This window comes from Undibacterium sp. GW821-FHT11H02, from assembly GCF_058808015.1.
The window spans coordinates 147,010-168,699 of sequence record NZ_JBXARG010000012.1 but is presented as its reverse complement, the minus strand read 5'-3'; the positions used below and the strand labels follow the sequence as shown (position 1 = coordinate 168,699).

18 protein-coding genes are annotated in these 21,690 nt (G+C 46.2%); 4 read left to right on the top strand and 14 right to left on the bottom strand.

The annotated features are described in order from the left end of the window. The first annotated feature begins 128 nt into the window (after positions 1-128). Entirely contained in the window at positions 129-986 is an 858-nt protein-coding gene (locus AC1RR2_RS13645; RefSeq protein WP_493222805.1) for a hypothetical protein, read from the top strand. A 281-nt stretch (positions 987-1,267) separates the two neighbouring features. On the opposite strand, the gene AC1RR2_RS13640 is transcribed toward AC1RR2_RS13645, so the two are convergent. The 3 genes from AC1RR2_RS13640 to AC1RR2_RS13630 form a co-directional block, all read right to left on the bottom strand. After that, positions 1,268-1,480 (bottom strand): formate--tetrahydrofolate ligase, encoded by a 213-nt coding sequence (locus AC1RR2_RS13640; protein ID WP_493222804.1) that lies wholly within the window; start codon positions 1,478-1,480, stop codon positions 1,268-1,270. Then, entirely contained in the window at positions 1,481-2,839 is a 1,359-nt protein-coding gene (gene yjjJ / locus AC1RR2_RS13635) for a type II toxin-antitoxin system HipA family toxin YjjJ (RefSeq protein ID WP_493222803.1), read from the bottom strand. A 640-nt stretch (positions 2,840-3,479) separates the two neighbouring features. Beyond that, on the bottom strand, positions 3,480-5,165 hold the full coding sequence (locus AC1RR2_RS13630) for a formate--tetrahydrofolate ligase (RefSeq protein ID WP_493222802.1): 1,686 nt from the start codon (positions 5,163-5,165) through the stop codon (positions 3,480-3,482). A 228-nt stretch (positions 5,166-5,393) separates the two neighbouring features. Between AC1RR2_RS13630 and AC1RR2_RS13625 the strand changes: the two genes are divergently transcribed. Then, on the top strand, positions 5,394-6,533 hold the full coding sequence (locus AC1RR2_RS13625) for a tetratricopeptide repeat protein (protein WP_493222801.1): 1,140 nt from the start codon (positions 5,394-5,396) through the stop codon (positions 6,531-6,533). A gap of 84 nt (positions 6,534-6,617) precedes the next feature. On the opposite strand, the gene AC1RR2_RS13620 is transcribed toward AC1RR2_RS13625, so the two are convergent. From AC1RR2_RS13620 to AC1RR2_RS13605, 4 genes are all read right to left on the bottom strand, one after another. Beyond that, the gene (locus AC1RR2_RS13620) at positions 6,618-8,294 is read right to left on the bottom strand and encodes a hypothetical protein (protein ID WP_493222800.1); all 1,677 of its coding nucleotides are present in this window, start codon (positions 8,292-8,294) and stop codon (positions 6,618-6,620) included. An 80-nt stretch (positions 8,295-8,374) separates the two neighbouring features. Continuing rightward, positions 8,375-8,869, bottom strand: a complete 495-nt coding sequence (locus AC1RR2_RS13615) for a hypothetical protein (RefSeq protein ID WP_493222799.1) — start codon at positions 8,867-8,869, stop codon at positions 8,375-8,377. A 20-nt stretch (positions 8,870-8,889) separates the two neighbouring features. Further along, positions 8,890-10,200, bottom strand: a complete 1,311-nt coding sequence (locus AC1RR2_RS13610) for a metal-dependent hydrolase family protein (protein ID WP_493222798.1) — start codon at positions 10,198-10,200, stop codon at positions 8,890-8,892. Between the two features lie 41 nt (positions 10,201-10,241). Beyond that, entirely contained in the window at positions 10,242-10,364 is a 123-nt protein-coding gene (locus AC1RR2_RS13605) for a hypothetical protein (protein ID WP_493222797.1), read from the bottom strand. Between the two features lie 148 nt (positions 10,365-10,512). On the opposite strand from AC1RR2_RS13605, the gene AC1RR2_RS13600 reads away from it, so the two are divergent. Further along, complete coding sequence (locus tag AC1RR2_RS13600; protein WP_493222796.1) at positions 10,513-11,874, top strand: MATE family efflux transporter; 1,362 nt, start codon at positions 10,513-10,515, stop codon at positions 11,872-11,874. 114 nt (positions 11,875-11,988) lie between these two features. Here AC1RR2_RS13600 and AC1RR2_RS13595 read toward each other — a convergent pair whose 3' ends face one another. Both AC1RR2_RS13595 and AC1RR2_RS13590 read right to left on the bottom strand, forming a co-directional pair. Then, positions 11,989-12,480 (bottom strand): DUF7000 family protein, encoded by a 492-nt coding sequence (locus tag AC1RR2_RS13595; protein WP_493222795.1) that lies wholly within the window; start codon positions 12,478-12,480, stop codon positions 11,989-11,991. Then, positions 12,480-12,887 (bottom strand): GFA family protein, encoded by a 408-nt coding sequence (locus tag AC1RR2_RS13590; protein ID WP_493222794.1) that lies wholly within the window; start codon positions 12,885-12,887, stop codon positions 12,480-12,482. The genes AC1RR2_RS13595 and AC1RR2_RS13590 overlap by 1 nt, the downstream gene beginning before the upstream one ends. A 292-nt stretch (positions 12,888-13,179) precedes the next feature. Between AC1RR2_RS13590 and AC1RR2_RS13585 the strand changes: the two genes are divergently transcribed. Continuing rightward, complete coding sequence (locus tag AC1RR2_RS13585; protein ID WP_493222793.1) at positions 13,180-14,844, top strand: FimV C-terminal domain-containing protein; 1,665 nt, start codon at positions 13,180-13,182, stop codon at positions 14,842-14,844. A gap of 3 nt (positions 14,845-14,847) precedes the next feature. Here the strand turns inward: AC1RR2_RS13585 and AC1RR2_RS13580 are convergent, their stop codons facing one another. From AC1RR2_RS13580 to AC1RR2_RS13560, 5 genes are all read right to left on the bottom strand, one after another. Next, positions 14,848-15,966, bottom strand: a complete 1,119-nt coding sequence (locus AC1RR2_RS13580; RefSeq protein ID WP_493222792.1) for a serine hydrolase domain-containing protein — start codon at positions 15,964-15,966, stop codon at positions 14,848-14,850. Between the two features lie 304 nt (positions 15,967-16,270). Then, entirely contained in the window at positions 16,271-16,690 is a 420-nt protein-coding gene (locus AC1RR2_RS13575; RefSeq protein ID WP_493222791.1) for a hypothetical protein, read from the bottom strand. Positions 16,691-16,741: 51 nt separating this feature from the next. Then, positions 16,742-17,224, bottom strand: coding sequence for a flagellar basal body L-ring protein FlgH (locus AC1RR2_RS13570; RefSeq protein ID WP_493222790.1), 483 nt, complete (start codon positions 17,222-17,224; stop codon positions 16,742-16,744). Positions 17,225-17,271: 47 nt separating this feature from the next. Further along, positions 17,272-20,436, bottom strand: coding sequence for an efflux RND transporter permease subunit (locus AC1RR2_RS13565; RefSeq protein WP_493222789.1), 3,165 nt, complete (start codon positions 20,434-20,436; stop codon positions 17,272-17,274). Positions 20,437-20,485: 49 nt separating this feature from the next. Beyond that, positions 20,486-21,631, bottom strand: coding sequence for an efflux RND transporter periplasmic adaptor subunit (locus AC1RR2_RS13560; RefSeq protein WP_493222788.1), 1,146 nt, complete (start codon positions 21,629-21,631; stop codon positions 20,486-20,488). Between the last annotated feature and the right edge of the window lie 59 nt (positions 21,632-21,690).

The following is a 21,690-nucleotide window of genomic DNA, read 5'->3' as shown; positions in this document are numbered from 1 at the left end:
GAAAAAGACTAGGATACCTGACACCCAATCAGGTATTCTTCAAAAATACGCTTGCACTTCAAAATTGAACTCGCGATTGTTTTTTTCATCTAAATAACCAAAAAAATAAACCCCTTTGGAAAACACGAATGCGAAAAATCTTATATGTAATAACACCTGTCATCGTCATTCTTGCCGCCATTAAATTGAGCGCGTTTCCCAATTTCAATTGGAATCGTATTACAGATCGTCACGAAAAAACGAACTATAATTCACCTAAAGTAGAACCCACTCTTCCAGTACCTGAGCAAGCCATTAGTGATTTATTGGGCGTCAGTAAAAAAACAGGAAAAGTAAAAACAAAATCGAGAGAATTGACTCAATTATGGTTTGCCCATCCATATGAGATAAACGGCGAGTTTTTCTATGCTATCTTTTTGAAGACTTTCACACTGCTCGGTGACGAAATATCAGCAGAAAACATCCCCAGATGCCATGCATGCGCGCCTGAAATCGGTGTTGTTACTTACAAAAAACATGGCAAAACATGGGACAAAGTAGCGTCCCAAGAAAAACTTGGAAAAGCAGGCACATGGGGTGATGTTGAAACACCGAAAAAATTTAACGTCTTACGTCTAAACACAAATAACATTACCCTTCTCATTGAATACGAGTTTCAACAACATGGTCAAAGAGAGTCGGGAAAGGCACTTTATGCTTTTTCTGAGAATATGTGGAAAATGCTCGGCTATATAGGCACAAACGCAGACAATTCAAATAACTGTAATGATACGGCCAAAATGGCCGGAGCCGAAATCATAGACGGCGCGTTTCCATGTTACAGCTACCGTGGTCAAATTGAAGTGGTTAGAAATCCTCGAACTAAATTTCCAGATTTACTCGTTAAGCTTGAGGGAACAGAACTGGACGAGGATTTGAAACCAAAACGTGTTAGTCACATAAAGTATCGCTATGTGAAAGGAGAATATGTCGCAACTAGAAAATAATCTCTGCGGCTTTAAATTCTACCGAAATATAGAACTATCTTACGATCAAATTATTTGAGTTTATCAAAATCGAAGAGCCAATCATTTTTGATAGAAGGTCAATGTCACAATTTGATACGTCGTCACGTGCACACTTGCTTCAAAAAACATGACCACAGTTTTAATTGTCAGTCACGAAGGTTCAAAGCCAAAATTTTGGTGAATCGTCAAGACAAACCACTAATCACCCCATTATCATCAATATCAATATGCAAAGCAGCAGGTACCGCAGACAAACCCGGCTAGCGCATAATTGCTCCCGCAACCGAGACTAAGAACCCCGCCCCAGCCCCGACGTCAAATTCACGCACTAGGAGTTCAAATCCGCTTGGTCTGCCGAATAATGCACCATTATCCGAGAAAGATTTTTGTGTTTTCGCGATGCAGATCGGCAGATGGCCTAATCCCAAGCCTTCTATATGTTTAATATCCGCCAAGACTTTGGATTGCTTCATTCAACCGCCCTGCCCAAGCACCAAACGACCCAACAATTCAGCATTCACCCCAGCAAGCCGCCGAAACTCCGAACTAACCCGCTCATCAACCTCAACACGACGCCAAAACACAACAGCTGCATTCGCCGCACACAACCAAGTATCACGCTCCTTCGGTAAAGGTAAAGCGAACTTCAATTGCCGTTCAACCAGCTCCACCCCGCGCTGCGGTGCATACATCATCGGTAGCATGTCATAGGCAGGCGCCAAGCGCATATCGGGTAAGAAGGCGAGATTGCCGTCGTGCATATCTGTGTTGCCTATCATGCGACCGAAATACGTCAACAGTTTTATTTGTTGTGCGGTTTCTTCTGAAATGTAATTCGCTTGTAAAAGCGCATTTGCACCGTCTGACCAATTGCCGGTTCCGCCAAATAATGCGGTATTTAATTCGTGCCAACTGCAAACCCCAGAGCGACCGAATTCACCATGTCGATCAAAACGATCTACCTCATAGAATGTGCGCCCAGCAAATTGGTAGATACGACTGCTCGCTGCTTCCACTTGCAGCGTATCGGCGATAGTGCTTAGTGCTAAGTGCTCACAGATCAATAAATCAGCCCAACGGCGCTCTTGCGGGGTATCGTCTGCACCAGAAAATTTGACGATAACGTGGGTTGGCACATCGCGCCAGCGACGTGCGGTAAATTTAGGAAACTCGCCTGCCGCCGAAGAATCGGCGATACCAAAATTGAGTGCCTGCAAGGCATAAGTTGGATACGCAGTCGCAATTTCCTCATCGCGTAAAAAATGTGCAGCTTGTTGCTGACCATTCAAAAAACGACGCAATGCCTGTTCTCCAATGATGTAATTACCCGGCTGATCTGAGCCAAGCACACTTAGCACATGCAACACATCATCCTCGCTCCATCTTGTTAGCGCCTCATCGACCTGCATTAAGGCTGCAAACTGATGCGCAAAATTGCGTCCCAGATAGCCTTGTGGTCGCATGTCACCAAAAGCATAAGGCAGGCCACGAAACCAACCATCACGCATTTCATCATCTAAGGGCCAAGGAAATTCTTCGGCGAACGTTACAGCACAACCAGCTGGGTAAGTAGGCTCAAGTATTCCGCTCTCATGCACTTGGCCTCGCTCATCAACGCGATAAAACGGTAATGGTTTTAGATTGCCACGAATCGGCCGCCGCGCTGCATACGCAGTCCTACGCGCCCGCCCGCGCGATACGACTTGGCCTTGTAGTTCAGTCATTGCGCGCATCAAGGACGGGCGGCTCACACCAAGGCGCCCCAACAATTCACCCGCCTGCTGTCTCTGCCAAGTACGTAGAATCTCAAGAACTTTTGTGGAGATAGTCATGTAACGATTATTTAATCATTGATAGTTGTGGCTATCATACATGAAAACATCTCATTTTAAATTACAAATGTAACGATTTATGTAACGATTTAAATAGGTAATTTGACTGACATCGCAATAACTCAAATGGAGCGCCGTAGAAATTGCGTTTCGCTTAGATTAAAACCCTCACGGCCTTATCCCAGTCGAAACAGGAATCCAGTGGCTTTGTGCTTTTACGCCACTGGATTCCCGCATTCGCGCACTGTTGTCCGGGATAATTTTCTTGACAGTTTTATTTTGTCGCTCCCTTCTCCCGCAAGCAGGAGAAGGGTAGCGGTGTCAAAGCATGCTTTGACGGGCGTTCAGATTCGGATGCATTTTTCGACGTACAAATATTTAAATTTCTACCCTTTTTTGCCATTCAAACACTTTGCTGTCGCTGAACCACCCTCACCCTAGCCCTCTCCCGCTCGCGGGAGAGGAAATATTTACGCCCACCACCTATCCTTCTTTTTCGAGTCCATTCAAACAAGCTTATCGCGCAACTGAAGCACCATCAGCGTTTCCCGAATATCGCAAATATTATTCCGGACAGCAGTGCGCGTTCGCGGGAATAACGATACCTAGCGCGAGATTTAACCGCACAGATTCTTTCTGATTAAGACAGCCCACTAATCACGCCATTATCATCAATATCAATATGCAAAGCCGCAGGCACCGCAGGTAAACCTGGCAGGCGCATGATTGCACCAGTGATTGGCACTAAGAACCCCGCCCCTGCTGCAATTTCAAACTCGCGCACGGTGAGTTCAAAACCAGATGGTCGGCCGATCAAAGCCTCATTATCCGAAAAAGACTTTTGCGTCTTAGCGATGCAGATTGGAAGATGACCTAAGCCCAAACCCTCGATGTGTTTGATGTCGGCTAAAGCTTTGGCTTGGAATACGACAGAACCTGCGCCGTAGATTTTTTTGGCGACGGTTTCGACTTTGGTTTTGATGTCGCTATTCCAATCGTAGATCGGGGTATAGCGACCGTTGAAATTTTCTACCGTTTCGACCACTGCACGGGCGAGTTGCGTGGTGCCTTCGCCGCCTAATGCCCATCCTTCGGATAAGGCGACGCGTGCACCTAAGTCTTTGCAGCGTGACTTTAAGAAGGCTAATTCTTCATCGCTATCGCTGCTGAAGCGGTTGATAGACACCACCGCTGGCAAGCCAAATTGAGCGATGTTTTCTAAGTGCTTTTCAAGGTTAGCAAAACCTGCTTTGAGCGCATCCAAGTCAGGTGTTGTCAAAGTTTTTGGATCTTGTCCACCGTGGTATTTGAGCGCACGTACCGTCGCCACAATCACCACTGCGGACGGACTCAAACCTGAATAGCCACATTTGATATCGAGGAATTTTTCTGCGCCTAGATCGGCTCCGAAGCCCGCTTCGGTAACGACATAATCCGATAAGGACAAACCAAGTTTAGTCGCTAATACCGAGTTCGTACCTTGCGCGATATTCGCGAACGGGCCACCGTGAATAATGGCTGGATTACCTTCCAAAGTCTGCACCAGATTCGGTTTAATCGCATCTTTCAGCAGAGCCGCCATTGCGCCTTGCGCTTTCAGATCACGGCAGTAAATTGGTTTGTTATCGTAAGTGTCGCCTACATAAATATTGCCAAGCTTGGTTTTCAAATCTTGGAAGGATTCCGCGAGACAAAGAATCGCCATAATCTCAGAAGCCGCCGTGATATTGAAACCCGCTTCACGTGGATTGCCACCCGGACGACCGCCTAAACCCGTGATGATGCTGCGCAAAGAACGATCATTCATATCCATCACGCGCTTCCATTTCACCGTGCGTGGATCGATGCCCAAGCTCTCTTTTTGGAAATAGATATTATTGTCGATCAAAGCTGCCAACAAGTTATTTGCTTTCTCTATCGCAGAAAAATCGCCTGTGAAATGTAAATTAATATCTTCCATCGGTACGACTTGCGAATAGCCGCCACCGGCCGCACCACCTTTGATGCCAAATACGGGACCAAGGGAAGGTTCACGCAGCACAACGGTGGTCTTCTTACCGATGCGATTGAGGCCTTCAGTGAGACCGATAGAAGTGGTGGTTTTACCTTCGCCCGGTGGCGTAGGCGTGATCGCGGTAACCAAGATCAATTTATTCTTCTTGATTTTTTCAGGGTCGATCAGGTGTAGAGGTAATTTTGCCTTGTATTTCCCATAGTGTTCGAGATCGTCGACATCGATGCCCAATACTTTGGCGATGTCGTTGATGTGTTTCAGCTTTGCGCTTTGTGCAATTTCTAGATCGCTTTTGACTTCTTGGTTTGCCATATCTATTTCTCTCATGGATAAATAAAGAAAATTTCTTACAATTTCTAGCCTTTGCCAGAAACCTTAATTTTTTTAAACAACCGGTATCTTTTGGATGTGGACAATATACAGAAAACTCAATTCATACAGCAAAATTTTCTGACTAAAGTTATACATAATCGATAAAATCAGCGTAAAGTTGACAAGAAAAACTACTATCAAAACAATCCATAAAACACTGGAGACCTTATGCGCTATTTTATATGCCTGCTCGCTCTTACTTTACTAAGCGCTTGCAGTACACAAAAAGCCGTCGTCGCAACGAATACCATTCCCTGGAATGATCCGTTTTTCAAAGATGAAAAAGCGGTTCGAGTGATAAGTAGAGAAGAAATTTTTGAACTCAATAGTGAACTCAAACAAGAGCTACTCAAAGCCGACATACAAAATCTGTCAACTCACGCACGTATCAAATATTTTTTAGATTTGGTCTACACAAAGGAAAACTCACCCTTTGTGTACAACACCAATGAAACTACCACCGCGACTAAAACATGGGCGGACAAGCGCGGCAATTGCATCTCATTGACCGTTTTGGCCTACGCGATTGGACGGACATTGAATTTACCTATTGTCATGCAAGACGTGGATATTCCGGTTCAATTCGATCGACGTGGCAATATTGAATATCTCAATGCACATGTGAATGCAGTTATTCTGCACAAAGATTTTTGGTTTGATCGTGAGAGCGATAATCGCGGCTACTTAATCATTGATTTTGAGCCGCAAACTATGGTCTTGAATAAGGGTAGAGTCTTAAACGAAAACCAGATCGTATCGCGTTTTTATAATAATCTTGGCGCAGAATATTTCGCAAAAAAAGATCAAAAGAAAGCCTACGCCTACTATCAAGCTGCCATCATGGCATCGCCTGACAACGCGCCAGCCTACAGCAATCTGGCCCAACTTTATCTGCTCACTGGAGATCAAAATCGAGCCGAAACCGTGTTACGACAGGCCTTGGTTTTAAACGATGACGATGCTGTCGTAATGCGCAGTCTACAAAGCCTGTTGCTGTCCCAACACCGTTACGAAGAAGCAGAGGCGTTTAAGAAAGCGATACAAGCGAGTAACGAAAAAAACCCACACTATTGGATAGGTTTGGGTATGCACGCGATGAGTCAACAAGACTATCGCAAGGCCATCACCAGCTTAGAGAAAGCTCAAACCCTCGCCAGCGGTTTTGGTGAGATTCATCAAAATCTGGCGGAAGCCTATTTAAAAACGGGTAACCCAGAGCGGGCAAAAGACGAGCTTAGAAAGTTTGTCACTTTATTGCCTGAGCATCCGAAGTCTGCATTATTCCGTACAAAATTTGCGGTACGTTAGGAAAGAAAAAACCTCGTCAAATGAAATAATTTGACGAGGTTTTTTGCTTTCCGATTATCACTTGCAAAACCTAAACTCCACAACTCATTTCTGATTCAACATTTGCTGACTAGTCAACATGACTGGAATACTGCCGTAATCATTAAATGCCTTGAAAAAATCCTGCATCACAAAGGGCTTATTTTCCAGCTCTAACTGCTTAGCCCTTTGTGCCATCAAACGCTCAAGCAAATATTTACCAACGACATAACTGCTGCCATAACCGGGTTGACGCAAGTATAGGTGTTGCTCAAATTTAAGGAGATGCGGTTCGCGTCGCATCCAGTTTCGCGGTGTCCAGTCGAGATGAAGGCGACTGGCTTCTTCCATATTTTTTAGGTTTGCATGGGCATACAGCGAGCCAAGGCCGCGTGCGGCACGCTGTGCTAATAGTATCCACACTAATTCACGTGAACGCGGACTATCGTCGTGCAAACCCATATGCATAAACATTTCTTCTACCCCAGTTGCCACGCCTTCGTTACGGTTGTCCCAGATGTTGTATAACAATGGTCCACGTCGTATCAAGCTGGTATGTGGTTCGTCGCGCATTTGCGCCAGATCGAACCAGTGATACCAATGGCAGTACAAAGCGGCCGGATCATAGTGCAGTGTGATGCTGAAGAAATTACGTTTATCCTCTGGCACAAAAGATTGCAGATGCTCACGCAAGGCTGGTTCCATATTAGCTTTGATCGGCATCACTTGTTTAGCGCTCAGAAAACGCATGAGTTTGCTGGCGGCACGATCTGCCATTGCTTTGTATTCGGCTTCGGTACTGGCTGCGCGCATGGGTGGCAAATCTTTATTGCGTTGTTCTTCCAGTTTTAGGTTCGCCCAAGCGCGGTCCAATTCACGCTGTAATAGGTCCACTTCTTGTTGCCAGGTCAGTGGTACCAGATGCACATTTTGTTGATACCAGGTGTAATTCTCTTTGCCTATGCCAGAAGGGCCAGTTTTGGTCGGCGCCTGCGCACTCAACCATTTGATGAATTCGGCGTTTGCACTTTGAGCGGCGGTTAGTGCTTGCTTTAAACTAGGATGGGCGTAGCTCGCTAAATCTTTTTCTAGGCTTTTTAATTCATCCGCTTGTAGCTCAAAGGTATTGATGCCCGCAATCCACAAATCGCGTGCATTGCCGGTCAGATTGCTTTTGGCCTGCTTTAGCAAGGGTGGAATGACTGCCAGCTCTCTCGCAAACTTGATCTGATCTTCTGCAGATAAAGGAAAACGATATTTCCAAACCTCGATGGTGGCGTGATTAGTCGGACCTTCACGTGCGGGAGTGTCGCTGGCTTCAGTATAGATGCTTTGATAAAAGGCCGGATCGCGCACCCACGGTTGCAAAATACGTTGATTAAAATCGTAGCCGTTCATTTCAGCTTGTACGATTTGGAAGTCGACCTTTTGCTCAATTGTCCAAGTCATACTTTTTAAGGCCAACAGGCGCCCTTGTAGTTGCTTAAACTTAGGCCACGACAGCATACGTGTTGATTTGCTATAGTCCGGAGCACCTTCTCTCAACGCGGGACGTTCAAAAGAGCGCCACTCTGCAAAGATTTTTAATAACTCGCCATAAGCAGCTGCTTGCGTGATGGTATTAGTCGGCCGATCAACTCGCTCAGCCGCATCAACATTTGGCATCAAGATTAACACCGACATTGTGCTCGCTACACAATATTGCATGAACAGCACCACGATCTGATTTTTTTTCATTCGCATGGACAAACCTTTATTTTTATTGATCGAATATCGCTAATTTGAAAGGACGATGTCCCTTATAAAGTTCTAGAGAACTGCACCTAAAAAAAATACTGCATCTTGCATAATTTACCTCCGCAAACGGCCGGTTTATATTTTGTTTCCATCAAAACTAAGGAAGCAACTCGAGTAATATCAGGATCTGGCGACTCATAAATCGAAACAGATTCAGCATCACCAGTACTGGAGACGTCGACTGTCATCGTCAAAACACCTTTCGCGCCGACAAATTGTTGAGCTTGCGACATTTTTCTATGAATTTCACGCGTACCATTTAAGGGATATGGCGGCTCGTCCTGCTCAGGCATATTGTCGTAGACGCTACGGATAAACGCTTTTTCTTCTTCGCTCAACTCAAAATACTTCTTATCCATAGATATCGTTGATGTTGCAAGTTTTTTCTTTAGGCTGGTACCGAGTGCTGGTGTGTCTTCCTTAATCGAATTCCCATCTCTAGATTGGGCGTATAGATCATTTGGTAGAGCACCAAACAAAGAAATAAGCACCGTCGTCACAGCATATAACCATCTCGTCATTTTTTTTATTCCATTCCAAATCAATTTTCAGTTTTAGAGATCTTACCGTCTTTCATCACCAACTTCACCTTACGCACTGCTTTAATATCGACCGAAGGATCACCTTCCACTGCAACCATATCAGCCAACAAACCCTTTTTAATACTACCGATTTTCTCCGCATAGCCAAAGGCTTTCGCATTGAGCGAGGTTGCCGAGCGCAAGACGTCAAGTGCGCTCATACCATAGTCGACCATTAATTCCATTTCACGGGCGTTATCCCCGTGCGCGTAGACGCCGACGTCGCCCCCCATGCAAATGCTGACGCCTGATTTCAACGCCAAGGCAAAATTCTGGCGTTTAGCGAGTATGCGCGCAGGCTCGGGGTCGACTCCTTTTTTCCAGCCACGATACTGTTCTATCGCGTCGCCGGCCGCCAAGGTTGGACACAAGGCTACGCCTTTTTCTTTCATGCGTTTAAATACCTCTTCTGTAGCACTATGGCCGTGTTCCATGGTAGAGACGCCTGCATTGATCGCTCGCAGCATCCCTTCCGGCGTTGAAGCATGTGCGACCAATTGACGGTTGCCACTTTTTGCAATTGCTGCCATCAACGCCATCTCTTCAGTAGAAAAAATCGGAGCGGCTTCACCATCTCTGCCCGCCCGATAATCGGCGTAGACTTTGATGACGTCGGCACCTTTACCGATTTGTGTGCGTACTTCGTGCGCTATTTGTTCTACACCTGATACTTCTGCGGCACCCTGTGGCAAATCAAAATCAGGGTTGACGCTTTTAGGGCCATAAGCGCCTTTGGCAACCAGCGCTTTGGTAGCGATGATCATGCGTGGCCCTGGAATCACGCCCTTCTCTATTGCTTTCTTTAATCCCACATCGTCGTATTCTGCGCCTTCCGTGCCTAAGTCGCGCACGGTGGTGAAGCCCGCTGCTAAAGTTGCCCTGGCGTGATTCGCCGCACGGATAACTCGCTCGGCACGGCTTTCTTTTAAGACCTGATCATCCCAACTGACTTCGTTGTAGGGGTGCAGTAGCAAATGGGAATGACCTTCTATCATACCGGGCATCAGTGTCATGCCTTTGAGCTCAATCACTTTGGTATCGGCGGCCAACTTAAAACGCATAGCACCCGCTTCGACGATTCTATTATTCTGCACCAGCACGACCCAATCAGTGTGCATTTGCTGTCCATCAAATACGCGGTCGGGTTTTAATAAGATGCTGCTAACACCCGCTTGCGCAAATGAATTTGCTGCGAAAGAAGTCGCTACTAATAAACTGACTGCCGAGGTGCCTATCCATGTGTTTAACAATGCGGGAAGAATTTTCTTCATTTGATTTTCCGATGTGATTGAGCTTGCGATAAGTTACAAAATTAGGACTTACGCAAAACAGACGCTAGCGTTGTTGTGTTCGCCTCGCCGTCCAATTGCACTGTCTTCGGCTGCGCGCCTAGCCAGCGCAATTTTGCATAAGTCCTAAAAATGCGTTTGATCATACCCGTTTGCTTCTGGCTTTCCTATGCGAGTGTTGCCTTCAAGCTGCTTTTTGTTCCAGACCTCGATCTATGACGGCCAAAGGACTTTGAAGGTTCCCGCTATAATGCCAATTTGCTTCAGCCCATTTCAAATCCTAGCTCCCCGACTATGAATTCCAACAAGCTACAAAAGCTCGGCCTGTTCGCGGTCACCTGGCCCATTTTTATTGAACAGTTATCACATATTTTGCCAGGTATGATTGATATCTTCATGATCAGTCATTTGGGTGATGCAGCGGCCGCTGGTGTTTCAGTAGCAAATCAAATTGTGGTGTTTTTTATTGTGCTGTTTTCGTTCGTCGGTTTGGGCTGCAGCGTCGTGATCACCCATTATTTGGGAGCACAAGATAAGGCTGGGGCAGAACGGGTAGCAACGACCGCGGTTGGCGTGAATTTTTGGCTGGGTGCAATCATCAGTGCATTGACCTTTGCCTTTTCCAATCAGATGTTGGGACTATTGCAGTTACCGCCGGCACTACTTCCGTATGCACAGCCATTCTTAGCACTGATGGGCGGCACTCTATTTCTTGAAGCCCTGAATATTATTTTCGGTTCGGTCTTGCGTGCACATGGACATACACGTGATGCGATGGGTGTCGCGCTAGGTATGAATATCTTGAATATAGGATTAAATTTTGTCCTGATTTTTGGTTACCTTGGCTTCCCAGCGTTGGGCGTGGTCGGTGCTGCGCTCTCAACCGTGATTAGTCGTGCACTAGCTTGTCTGATGTTCGTTTTCTTACTTAAACGGCGCTTACATTTACGTGTACCGTGCAAGGCATTCTGGCAGTTTTCCCGCGATATTATCAAGAAGATTTTGCATATAGGCATTCCTTCCGCGGGAGAGAATCTTAGCTGGTGGACTAGCTTTATGGTGATCACTTATTTCATTGCGCAAATGGGTGAAACCAGTATGGCGACCTTCACCTATGCGATGCAGTTATCGATGATCATGATGATGCTGAGTATCGCGATAGGGATAGGCACCGAGATCATGATAGGACATTTTATCGGTGCAGGTGAAATCGAGCTGGCTTACCGCCAATTATTGCGTAGCTTGCGTGTAGGCATTGCCGTTACTGTCGTGACGACAGCCATTGTCGTCGTGTTTGCTTCAAATTTGTTTGGCCTGTTCAGTAGCAATCCTGCGATCATCGCCAGCGGCGCTATTTTGCTGCGCGTCTCGCTTCTATTAGAGCCAGGGCGCACTTTCAATTTAGTTGTCATTAACTCGCTGCGAGCCACTGGCGATGCCTACTTTCCGCTTTACGTCGGCATCTTTTCTATGTGGGGCATTGCAGTCAGTCTTGCCTGGTTATTTGGTATTTATTTTGGCTGGGGTTTGGTCGGTGTCTGGTGTGCTTTTGCGATTGATGAATGGGTGCGCGGTATCCTGATGTACCGTCGCTGGAAAAGCCGAGCCTGGGAAAAGCATGCGCATGCAACACGAGCGGCTTTGCTTAGGCCTTAGTTGGACTATTTTGCTAACGCATCGCTTATGGGCTTCCGCACCGTAGCGTAGGCGGTCCCGTGGAGGCCACGCTGTTTGTGGCCGGAACAAAATTAAGCAACTTGTTATGTGTCACTACTCATATGCCTTGAGTGTGTCAAAAATATCCTTTGACAGAACTCTAAATAAACTGTGTATAGATTCCGATAGCTTCTCAGGATCGTCAAAATCAGGCTTGGCAAGCATTACTACTTCAAAAATTGACCATTCTGGCATTGCATTTTCGTTTACCCACTTCGCACCTTTCAATTTTTCCCAGTAAGCAATCTGAACGTCCTTTGTTTGTCCAAGCAGCCAAAGCTCAAAGTGTGCTTGATGGTGATTAAGTACGATAGCTAGCTTAAGTTTGTGCTTTTTGAGGTAGTCATTTTGTAGATAAAAATAAGTGAAATCTATATAGCCATGCAGCACGTTTGCTACTGAGTACTCACCTATATACGTTTTGGAAAAATCGGTTCTAAGACTTTGAACAATACCGACCAAAATTTGGTAGGTTTTTTGTATCTCTCCGCTCGCGAAAGCATCTTTATAAGCAGATATCCGAGCATTTAGACTTTTACCTGACATTATCCGTGTCCTCTAACTTCATCTGGCACATAACTACTTTTGAACGCTAAAGCAGGTCCATGTTGCTCCCAATTCTGTCCATCAAATTTTACGACCTTGACCTCTTTGGGTTGCGTTTTTAAGCAACGTAAATTCACATCCATGCCATCTGGATTTGAACGCGGTACATAAAACGGTTTGATGCCACAGATCTTACAAAATTGGTGCTCGGCCACGCCCGTATTAAAACGATAGCTAGTTAAACTCTCTGCACCAGCCAATAAGCGAAATGCCTTTAACGGCACGATTAAATGCAAAAATCCCGTCATGCGGCAGATCGAACAATTGCAATCTTCTACCTCAACAGCATCACCCGCTTCCACCTCGAACTGCACTGCGTCGCAATGGCAAGCACCTTGATATATCACGAATATTTCCTTTTTTAATTTCTAATAAATCTCATTGAATTCTTGATTTTAGTTCCTTGCGGCATTCTTCTTTCCAAGGTGCCACAATTTTCTGAGAATACTACCCAAATTGTGTTTGATTTATACAAACAATTGTTACTGTACCAATCATGATAATTTTTTTCTCTTTTAAAATCCTCTCTCAACAGTATTAATCTAGCGCTTTCTAAATAGCGTATTGGGCACGCCGTTTAAGTGGTCTTAGATTGAATCCTACTGATGCGGCTATCTTTCTCACGACTCATGGATCACTATGACCCAATTGCGCTCTTACACAAGACAAATTCTCAGATTGTCCCACGCGTTTATTTTCTCATTCTGTTTTATCACTAGTCTCAACAATGGCGCTTATGCTGCGCAAGTCATCAGCACAAATACGGCTGAAGTAAAAACGGCTAGGGCACCCAGCTCTGGTGATTCTCAAGAAAACACTCATCCCAATTTGCGCTCTAATTTACACCAAGAGGTCAACGCACTACTGGCAGAAAATAGTCGTATCAATCAAGAAAAAAAATCCCTATTAGAAAGCGATGCGCAAAAAGTGTTTTGGACACAATGCCTGGTCGGATTGATGAGTATTTTCATGGTGGTTTCTTTGTTTTCATTTTGGCGTTTGCATGCGAAAGCCGCCTTTAATAATGGTCTATCGGAACTCAGTACGGGCTTACGACATTTTCAAGATTCGCTACTCTCATTAATCGATACCCGCCAACTGGCACACAATAGTGTGGTCTCCTCTTTTCATTCCAACGGATTGGACCAAGATCCTGAGTCCTTACAAGAACACACCATTACAAAAAACCATTTAAATCCAAATACTGAGCAAGAAATGTCCCAGGTAAAGAACTTTGTCGATGCCTGGCTCAACGTCTACACGCCCGGATCATCAGCCCATGACCGCTATTTAGAATCGACAAAAAACCGCCCAACATCGCCCCTGCCTTGGTTGTCAATGATCAGGGGGTATCGTCAAGAAAATGACCAAACTAATTTTGAATCGATACGTAGAGAAATCAAAAAACTCTTCAATATTAATGTGCCATCGTGGAGCGACCATCACCACGATGGTCAAAAGCAAATCGCTGATTATCCGCATGTACTTAATAAAATCCTGGAGCTCTGGCATAGCGATAATGTCGCCATTTATTTAGAGCGCTTACTGGCAAATTCTCGCATCAATGGACGCCAGGGATTCGACATCACGCTCTATGAAAATCTAGAAAATTTGATGAAACTAGCACGCGAGCCGCATCGCCCTCGTCAATTGGAAGCACTGAAAAAGCTCCCTGTGGCAGGCTTTCTGTTTGCTTCAACTGAAATGGCAGCAACTACAAAAACGGATTTAAGTACGTCCCACTATCTCGCTGCGACTTCAGAAGTAAACACTGCGATAGTAAACAAATCAATGGCATCAAGCCCGGCGATACCAAATCCCGTCACGGTGAACACAGCAGCAACAAGTGTCACGCCAAGCACAAAAGTAGTAACTGAAACGGCAAAAATGAGCCCTTTACCTGAACCAGTTGAATCCGCCCTTACCAATTTATTTGAAGACCTGCAAGAAGAGCCGATTGAAGATATTACTGAAGATGTGAAAGAAGATGTACTGGTGCCAGAACAAACATCTGGCGCGCAGCAAATGGGGCAGACAGAAGCACAAATACAAGCACAAATACAAGCACAAATACAAACACAAATAGCGCCGAATACAGCGCTCCAAACGACGCAATTAGAAGAGCCTCCTTCAATACCAGCCTACGAAGTCCGTCTGAAATTAGCGCTCGCCTACATCGACATGAGCGATAGTGAAGGTGCATGCCTGCTACTGGAAGATGTGATTAAGGATGCGCCCGAAGATCAAAAAATTTATGCACGTGATCTTTTAAAAACACTAGAAGAAAAAATAGCAGCGCGTTAAGTCTTAACGATGCTTCCCCAGTTCACGACTCACTGCATCAAAAAACGCACGATCATTAATCACTGCTGCGCCCGTGGGTTTGGTCTGTGCGCCCCACACGACGATGACGATATTCTGACGCGGATTGATATACAAATATTGCCCATGAATCCCTATAGCGGAGTAAGCGCCATCGGCTAAGGCTTCGGGACTGGTACCCGGCCACCACAAATAACCGTAAGGTATCAACTGGCCACTCGCCAATTGCTTGGGCGTCGTTGCCTCGTAAGTCCAGCCTGTAGGTAAAATCTGCTCTGTTCCAGCCCGCCCGCCGTTTAAGATAAACAAGCCGAAACGTCCATAATCACGCAGAGTAGCGCTAAAACCGCTACCACCAATTTCTACGCCCTTTGCCGAATCCAACCACCAATAAGCGTCAGCTTCCATGCCAAATTTGTCCCAAATGCGCTCCGACAAATAGCTCGCTAATGACTGTCCTATGGCGTTCCTTAAGACTTGCGCAACGACCTGAGTTTCTCCCGTGTTGTAGTTCATGAAGGTATTGGGCGGATAGGCGGACGAAAGCTTTTTCATCACTTGCATAGTCGCCCCCGGCACTTGCGATATCTGCGCCTCCAACAAATGACGACGATCCGAATTTGGATCCGAATAGGTCTCATTCCATACGACACCCGACGCCATCATTAAGACATCGCGCAGACTGACTGTTTGATAAGCACTGCCTTTTAACTCGGATACATAACGACTAACAGCATCGTTCAAACTCGCAATTTTTTTCTGCTGCAAAGCGGCACCGACTAGGCTGGAAGTAATCGATTTAGCGATCGACATCGACATCCATCGTGTTTGTGGTGTATTTCCGTAACGGTATTTTTCCAGCTTGATCTTGCCATCTTTTAATATCAATAATCCTGCAACACGATTTAATTCCAGGTATTGTTCCAACTCGATACGGCGACCACGATCTATAAAACTAAATTGCGTCAAGGGCTTGGCATCAAGTGGCAGTGTATATGGCTGCTTAGACCTACGCACTAAGGCGCTGGGGAATAGTCGGTCTATATTACGAAAAGTGTTGACCGCTAATTCCGGGCTTAAAACACCATCATAGATTTGCCGCACATTGCCTATGCTTTCCTTGGCATGGGGGTAGCTTGTTTGGCTCTGGGTTTCCGTCCTTTTAATTGCTTTATCTGCTTTTGCTGGCAAACAAAACCACAGCGTTGCGCTGCATAGCAGGATCAATGTGTATGATCTAGATCGAATACGGTGACTCAAAGCAGAAACCGACATAATCAAACTTTCCAAGGCAAAAACAAAGAAGGCAAGACTTGAGTGTAACAAATCTTGCCTTCTTTTTTGTGCTTTTTGATTCATCCGTGTCAGGTAAAAATTGACGGATGAACGATGACGTCCTTTATTGATTTTACTTCAGCGCTTTATCATCTCTACCATCAAGCTTACTCAAACTCAAAGTGATCTCAGCAACTTGATCACTACGATTACTCCACATCCAACAATAGTCTTGTGCAAATTTGGTTTCAAATCTATCTTTCCATTCCGACTTAGCGCCCAATTTCACTGGCAATTCTACCTTCTTACCCAGATGAAAATGGATATTCGATTCTAAGGCCTGGTCACTTTTAAAATCCCAATCAATACGCAATTTTTTCGGCAACTTGCCGCAGACTTCTAGTATGCCACCGGCTTTGATCTGAGTTTGATGGCGAAACTCGCCCTGCTCATTCCATTTAAGCGCCACCACACTCGCGTGGGCTGAAAACGCGGCACCCATGGTGATAAGCGCTGTCACCGCAATAAGACTTGTTTTAATTATTCTTTCCAAAAAATTCTCCCTGATTATTTTTCTCATAGCCGACTCTGTTCAAACAAAATTTCAATGATGATGCTCATGCCCTGCATCTTTCTTTACTGGGGCAGCTTTCACAGGCGCAAACGGTGTGAAACGCGCCTGTTCAGCTGGCTTGCCTGCCATGGTTACAGTTAATGCGCCTTTGAAATTCGCATTTGATGCATAGACTGCCTTGCCGGTAAATTGATTCGTCCCACTCGGCTGCAGAGTCACGGTCGATTTATTCTTGCCTTGGACTATCGTCAAGCTCGCCGTACCGCCGGCGGTGGCCAGAGCTTTACTGGCGTGATCGGTTACAAAGACTGTGATCGAATTCTCCTTGGCTTCTTTACTATCTTTGACCAGTACAAGTTCGAAATGATACACGCCTGCCATACGTGTTTGACCGCCATTCGCTGATTTGATCGAGTCAAAATAGGCGTTGTCGTGCGCGTACACTGTCGTCATCGCGCCTACACTCAAGGCTGCCACACATAAGATATTGGATACTATTTTTGCGACTTTCATGGTATTCCCTTTCATAAAGTTTAGTCACTCATTTTTATCAGTACGATCTAAAAACTTTCCTGCTTTTGACCTTCGGCCTGCTGATCATTTTGTATCTCCTGGTGCGCCGCCAATAATTTTTGCAGAGGCTTTTCACCCCATAGCCAAAACATCAAGGGCGTCAAAATCGTGTCTAATAAAGTAGAACTAATCAGACCACCAAAAATCACGACTGCCACCGGATGCAATATTTCTTTGCCAGGCGCATCAGCCGAAATTAACAAAGGCAACAACGCAAACGCCGCCACTAATGCCGTCATTAAGACAGGGGTCAAACGTTCTAATGAGCCACGGATAATCATCGCTTTACCGAATCGCTCACCTTCAAAAATACACAGATTTATATAGTGACTGATTTTCAAAATACCATTGCGTGTCGAGATACCCGCTAGTGTAATAAACCCGACCAAGGCAGCCACCGACAGCGTCTGGTTCGAAATCCACAAAGCCAGCACGCTACCCACCAGCGCCAAAGGAATATTACCCATAATGATCATGGTCAAAGCGATAGAACGATAGCGGCTATACAGTACCAGAAACATCAACGCCAAAGAAACCAGTGACAACAGCGCGATCAAATTAGCCGCTTTTTCTTGTGCCTGAAATTGCCCCTCCAAAGCAGTCGAATAACCCACCGGTAATTTTTTAGCTGCCAGTTCATCCCGAATATCTTGTATTACCTTGCGCATATCTCGTCCATCCGTATTCGCGGACAAGACAATACGTCGACGGGAATTCTCTCGACTAATTTGATTCGGGCCATCGCTCTCTTCTATCCACGCCAACTGCGACAGCGGAATATGGCCACGCGGCGTTTCTATCAAGACTTGCTGCAGGGCCTGCATATCGCGCCCTTTTTCTGGTAGTCGCAATAACAAATCAAAACGGCGATTGCCTTCTATGACTTGGGTAATCCGTTCCCCCTCTATCATCTGTTGCAAAGAGCGTAGCAAAACGCCGGGTGCAATACCGTAACGCGTTGCCTGTTCATAATCGATATGAATTTTTATCTGCGGAATCAAGACTTGTTTCTCAATTTGCAAATCGGTCACGCCAGGAATTTTCATCAACCGTTCTCGCAAATCACTAGCGATATTGCGTAAGTTATCCAAATCTTCGCCATACACTTTCAGCGCAATTTGGGCGCGCACACCGGACAACAAATGATCGAGTCGATGTGAAATCGGTTGACCTACATTACTGGCGGCGGGCAAGATCGATAAGCGTTGACGTAGGTCTTGAATGATCGCTTCACGACTACGTTGAGACTTCTTGAGATCGACATCCATTTCGGTGTAATGCACACCTTCAGCATGTTCATCCAACTCGGCACGCCCCGTGCGGCGTCCAACCTGAGTTACCTCGGGTACGCTGCCTATCAATTGCTCAGCCAAACTACCGAGTCGATTAGATTCCTCTAAGGAAGTGCCCGGATTAAGCACCAAATTCACCGTCAAAGTACCTTCATTAAATGCTGGCAAAAAGGCTCGTGGGAAGAACGGTACCGCCAATGCTGCGATCACAACCGCGACTAGCGCGCCTCCCAATAAACTACGCGCATGTTGAAACGACCAATTTAGCAAATGCGTATCACATTGCTTCAATCGTTTGACCAAAGGGCTATCGCCATGTCCCAATTGCTTCATTTTCGGTAACAAGAAATAGCATAAGACTGGTGTCACCGTCATCGCCACCGCCATACTTGCCAATATCGACACCACATAAGCGATACCCAAAGGCGTGAATAAACTGCCCTCTATCCCAGGCAAAGCAAACAAGGGCACGAACACTAGGACGACTATCATGGTCGCATACACGATGCCGCTACGTACTTCGCCAGAGGCATTGGCGATCACTTGTAAGACCGGTAGCGGTTGTGCCAAGCCGCTGTTTTCTTTTAAACGCCGCAATACATTTTCCACATCGACTACCGCATCATCAACCAGCTCACCAATCGCGATCGCCAGACCGCCCAGGGTCATGGTATTAATCGACAAACCCAGGTAACGGAACACCAACACCGTCGCCAGCAAAGACAGAGGTATCGCCACCAAAGAAATAATCGTGGTACGCACATTAAGCAAAAACAGAAACAACAATATGGCCACCATGATGGCGCCATCACGTAAAGCGTCGCTGACATTGTCCAAAGAGTTTTCAATGAAATCAGCTTGGCGGAATAAGAACTGCGGCTGTGCGACACCTGCAGGCAAATTCTTACTCAGCTCAGCCATCGCGCGCTCAACTTCACGCGTGAGTTTGACGCTATCTGCTGTGGGCTGTTTTTGCACCGATAAGATGACAGCGGGCTTACCCTGATAGCCGCCGTCTCCCCGTTTAAAAGCAGGCGCTAATTTAACATCCGCAACCTGCTTCAAAAGTATCGCTTGATTTTGCTTCATCGCGACCACGATGTTTTGTATATCTTCGATGCGACTGGTACGCCCGATCTGACGAATTAAATACTCACGGCCATTCGCTTCCAAAAATCCACCGCTGGTATTCGCACCAAAATCTTTCAACGCAGCTTCTACTTTTTCGCGTTCTATCGCTAAGGCCTGTAATTGCGAAGGCTTAATCTCGACCCGATATTGACGCACTTCACCACCGATAGGTGTCACTTGCGCCACACCAGGAATGTTGAGCAAACGCGGACGCATGACCCAGTCAGCGTATTCACGGGCTTGCATGGAGGCGCTTTGCGTTTGCGTACTTGTGCCGCTATCCACCGAGCTAATAGGCAAAGCGATCAACAAAATCTCGCCCATGATCGAGGAAATCGGTCCCATCTGCGGTGTGACACCTGCTGGCAATTGCTCACGCACCAAACTTAGGCGCTCCGCGATTTGCTGGCGATTGCGATAAATATCGGTACCCCAATCGAATTCTACATATACGATTGATAAACCTATGCCCGATACTGAACGTACCCGAGTCACACCCGACATGCCGTTCATCGCGGATTCAATAGGAAAACTAACTAGCTGCTCCACTTCTTCGGGAGCCATGCCACCAGCTTCTGTCATCAAGGTCACGGTGGGTTTATTCAAATCCGGAAACACATCAACCGGCATCTGGCGCACGCTCATCAGGCCATAGACGACCAATAATAAGGACGCTGCCAAAACGATCAGGCGTTGCCGCAAGCTAGTGTTAATGATCCATTGAAACATGCAGAAATTTTTCCTTGAGCTGAAGTGATTTGAATTTAGCGAGCCTGGATCAGCGCACTTGCGTCAACAAACTTGCGCCAGAAGTGACAACACGCTCATCCGTTTTGACGTCACCCGAAATACCGGTCGCATCTGACAACACCAACATGCGCTGGGCATCAAGTGCCTGGGTCTTAACTTTACGCTGCACAAAGCGTTCTGCCTCCGTGTGTATCCACACGACCGACTCGCCACCGGGTAGTTTAATCACCGCCGCGTTGGGCAATGCGACGCCAGCGACTTGTTTCTTGGTTTGCAATATCACTTTCACAGGCTGGCCGACGGCGGCAGCAATATCTTTACCCTTGACCTGATTTACTTTAAATAACAAAGGAATCGCCTGCTCGCGCATTTGCTGACCACCACCGATAAAACTCAGCGCCAAACTTTGATCGGCATTCCCCAGTTTTGCACTGGCTTTGGCAATGTCATTGGTCAACACCGGATCGTAAGCCAAGGCTTCTACCATCAAGCGTGAGGGGTCAATGATTTCAAACAAAGTCTCTTTAGCATCGACTACTTGTCCAGCGACCGCATTGGCAACACTGATGATGCCGGAAACCGGCGCGATCAAAGCCTCGCTTTTTGACAAACTCGCTTCGACCGAAGCCTTACGCTTTTTTAATCCTTCATATTCAAAACGCACTGCTTCCACGGTCGCTTTTGGCAAAGCATCTGACAATTGCTCGTAGCGCTGCACCTTACGTGCTGCTATATCCAACTGCGCATCGAGATCGGCCAGTGTAGCCTGACTATTACCTCTATCCAGACTGCTCATCACCGGACGTAAATAAGCTAAGACCTGTCCTTTGCTCACTTTTTGTCCCAGATTGGGTAGACCAGTAGCACTGGCTTCGACTCGACCCGATTGACTCGCCTGAACTCGGCCACCGGCGTTGGGATCAGCAATGATCTTGCCGTTGAGCTCTATCGTTTGCGGCAAATCGGCGACTTCGCTAAGCATAGTCCGCAGCACTAGTTGGCGTTGCACGATCTTAGGGACAAACAAACTGCCATCAGCGAGACGCTGCGCTGCGCTGGCATCGGTCATTGTCAATGTTGAATTGGACTTTGCGGTCGCTTTCGCTGATGGCTTTTTGCTGTGGTCTTCATCACCATGTGCAAGCGCCAACTGACAAACGAAAATACTCAACATGCTGAATGTCAAGAAGGCTAATGTAAACCTAGATAGTGAGGCATTCATGTTTTTAGCTT

What these genes read in the sequence shown, in the direction of transcription:
- AC1RR2_RS13645 (WP_493222805.1), top strand. Translation starts at nt 129, where the DNA reads ATGCGAAAAATCTTATATGTAATAACACCTGTCATCGTCATTCTTGCC.
- AC1RR2_RS13640 (WP_493222804.1), bottom strand. Translation starts at nt 1,480, where the DNA reads ATGAAGCAATCCAAAGTCTTGGCGGATATTAAACATATAGAAGGCTTG.
- yjjJ (WP_493222803.1), bottom strand. Translation starts at nt 2,839, where the DNA reads ATGACTATCTCCACAAAAGTTCTTGAGATTCTACGTACTTGGCAGAGA.
- AC1RR2_RS13630 (WP_493222802.1), bottom strand. Translation starts at nt 5,165, where the DNA reads ATGGCAAACCAAGAAGTCAAAAGCGATCTAGAAATTGCACAAAGCGCA.
- AC1RR2_RS13625 (WP_493222801.1), top strand. Translation starts at nt 5,394, where the DNA reads ATGCGCTATTTTATATGCCTGCTCGCTCTTACTTTACTAAGCGCTTGC.
- AC1RR2_RS13620 (WP_493222800.1), bottom strand. Translation starts at nt 8,294, where the DNA reads ATGCGAATGAAAAAAAATCAGATCGTGGTGCTGTTCATGCAATATTGT.
- AC1RR2_RS13615 (WP_493222799.1), bottom strand. Translation starts at nt 8,869, where the DNA reads ATGACGAGATGGTTATATGCTGTGACGACGGTGCTTATTTCTTTGTTT.
- AC1RR2_RS13610 (WP_493222798.1), bottom strand. Translation starts at nt 10,200, where the DNA reads ATGAAGAAAATTCTTCCCGCATTGTTAAACACATGGATAGGCACCTCG.
- AC1RR2_RS13605 (WP_493222797.1), bottom strand. Translation starts at nt 10,364, where the DNA reads ATGATCAAACGCATTTTTAGGACTTATGCAAAATTGCGCTGGCTAGGC.
- AC1RR2_RS13600 (WP_493222796.1), top strand. Translation starts at nt 10,513, where the DNA reads ATGAATTCCAACAAGCTACAAAAGCTCGGCCTGTTCGCGGTCACCTGG.
- AC1RR2_RS13595 (WP_493222795.1), bottom strand. Translation starts at nt 12,480, where the DNA reads ATGTCAGGTAAAAGTCTAAATGCTCGGATATCTGCTTATAAAGATGCT.
- AC1RR2_RS13585 (WP_493222793.1), top strand. Translation starts at nt 13,180, where the DNA reads ATGACCCAATTGCGCTCTTACACAAGACAAATTCTCAGATTGTCCCAC.
- AC1RR2_RS13570 (WP_493222790.1), bottom strand. Translation starts at nt 17,224, where the DNA reads ATGAAAGTCGCAAAAATAGTATCCAATATCTTATGTGTGGCAGCCTTG.
- AC1RR2_RS13565 (WP_493222789.1), bottom strand. Translation starts at nt 20,436, where the DNA reads ATGTTTCAATGGATCATTAACACTAGCTTGCGGCAACGCCTGATCGTT.
- AC1RR2_RS13560 (WP_493222788.1), bottom strand. Translation starts at nt 21,631, where the DNA reads ATGTTGAGTATTTTCGTTTGTCAGTTGGCGCTTGCACATGGTGATGAA.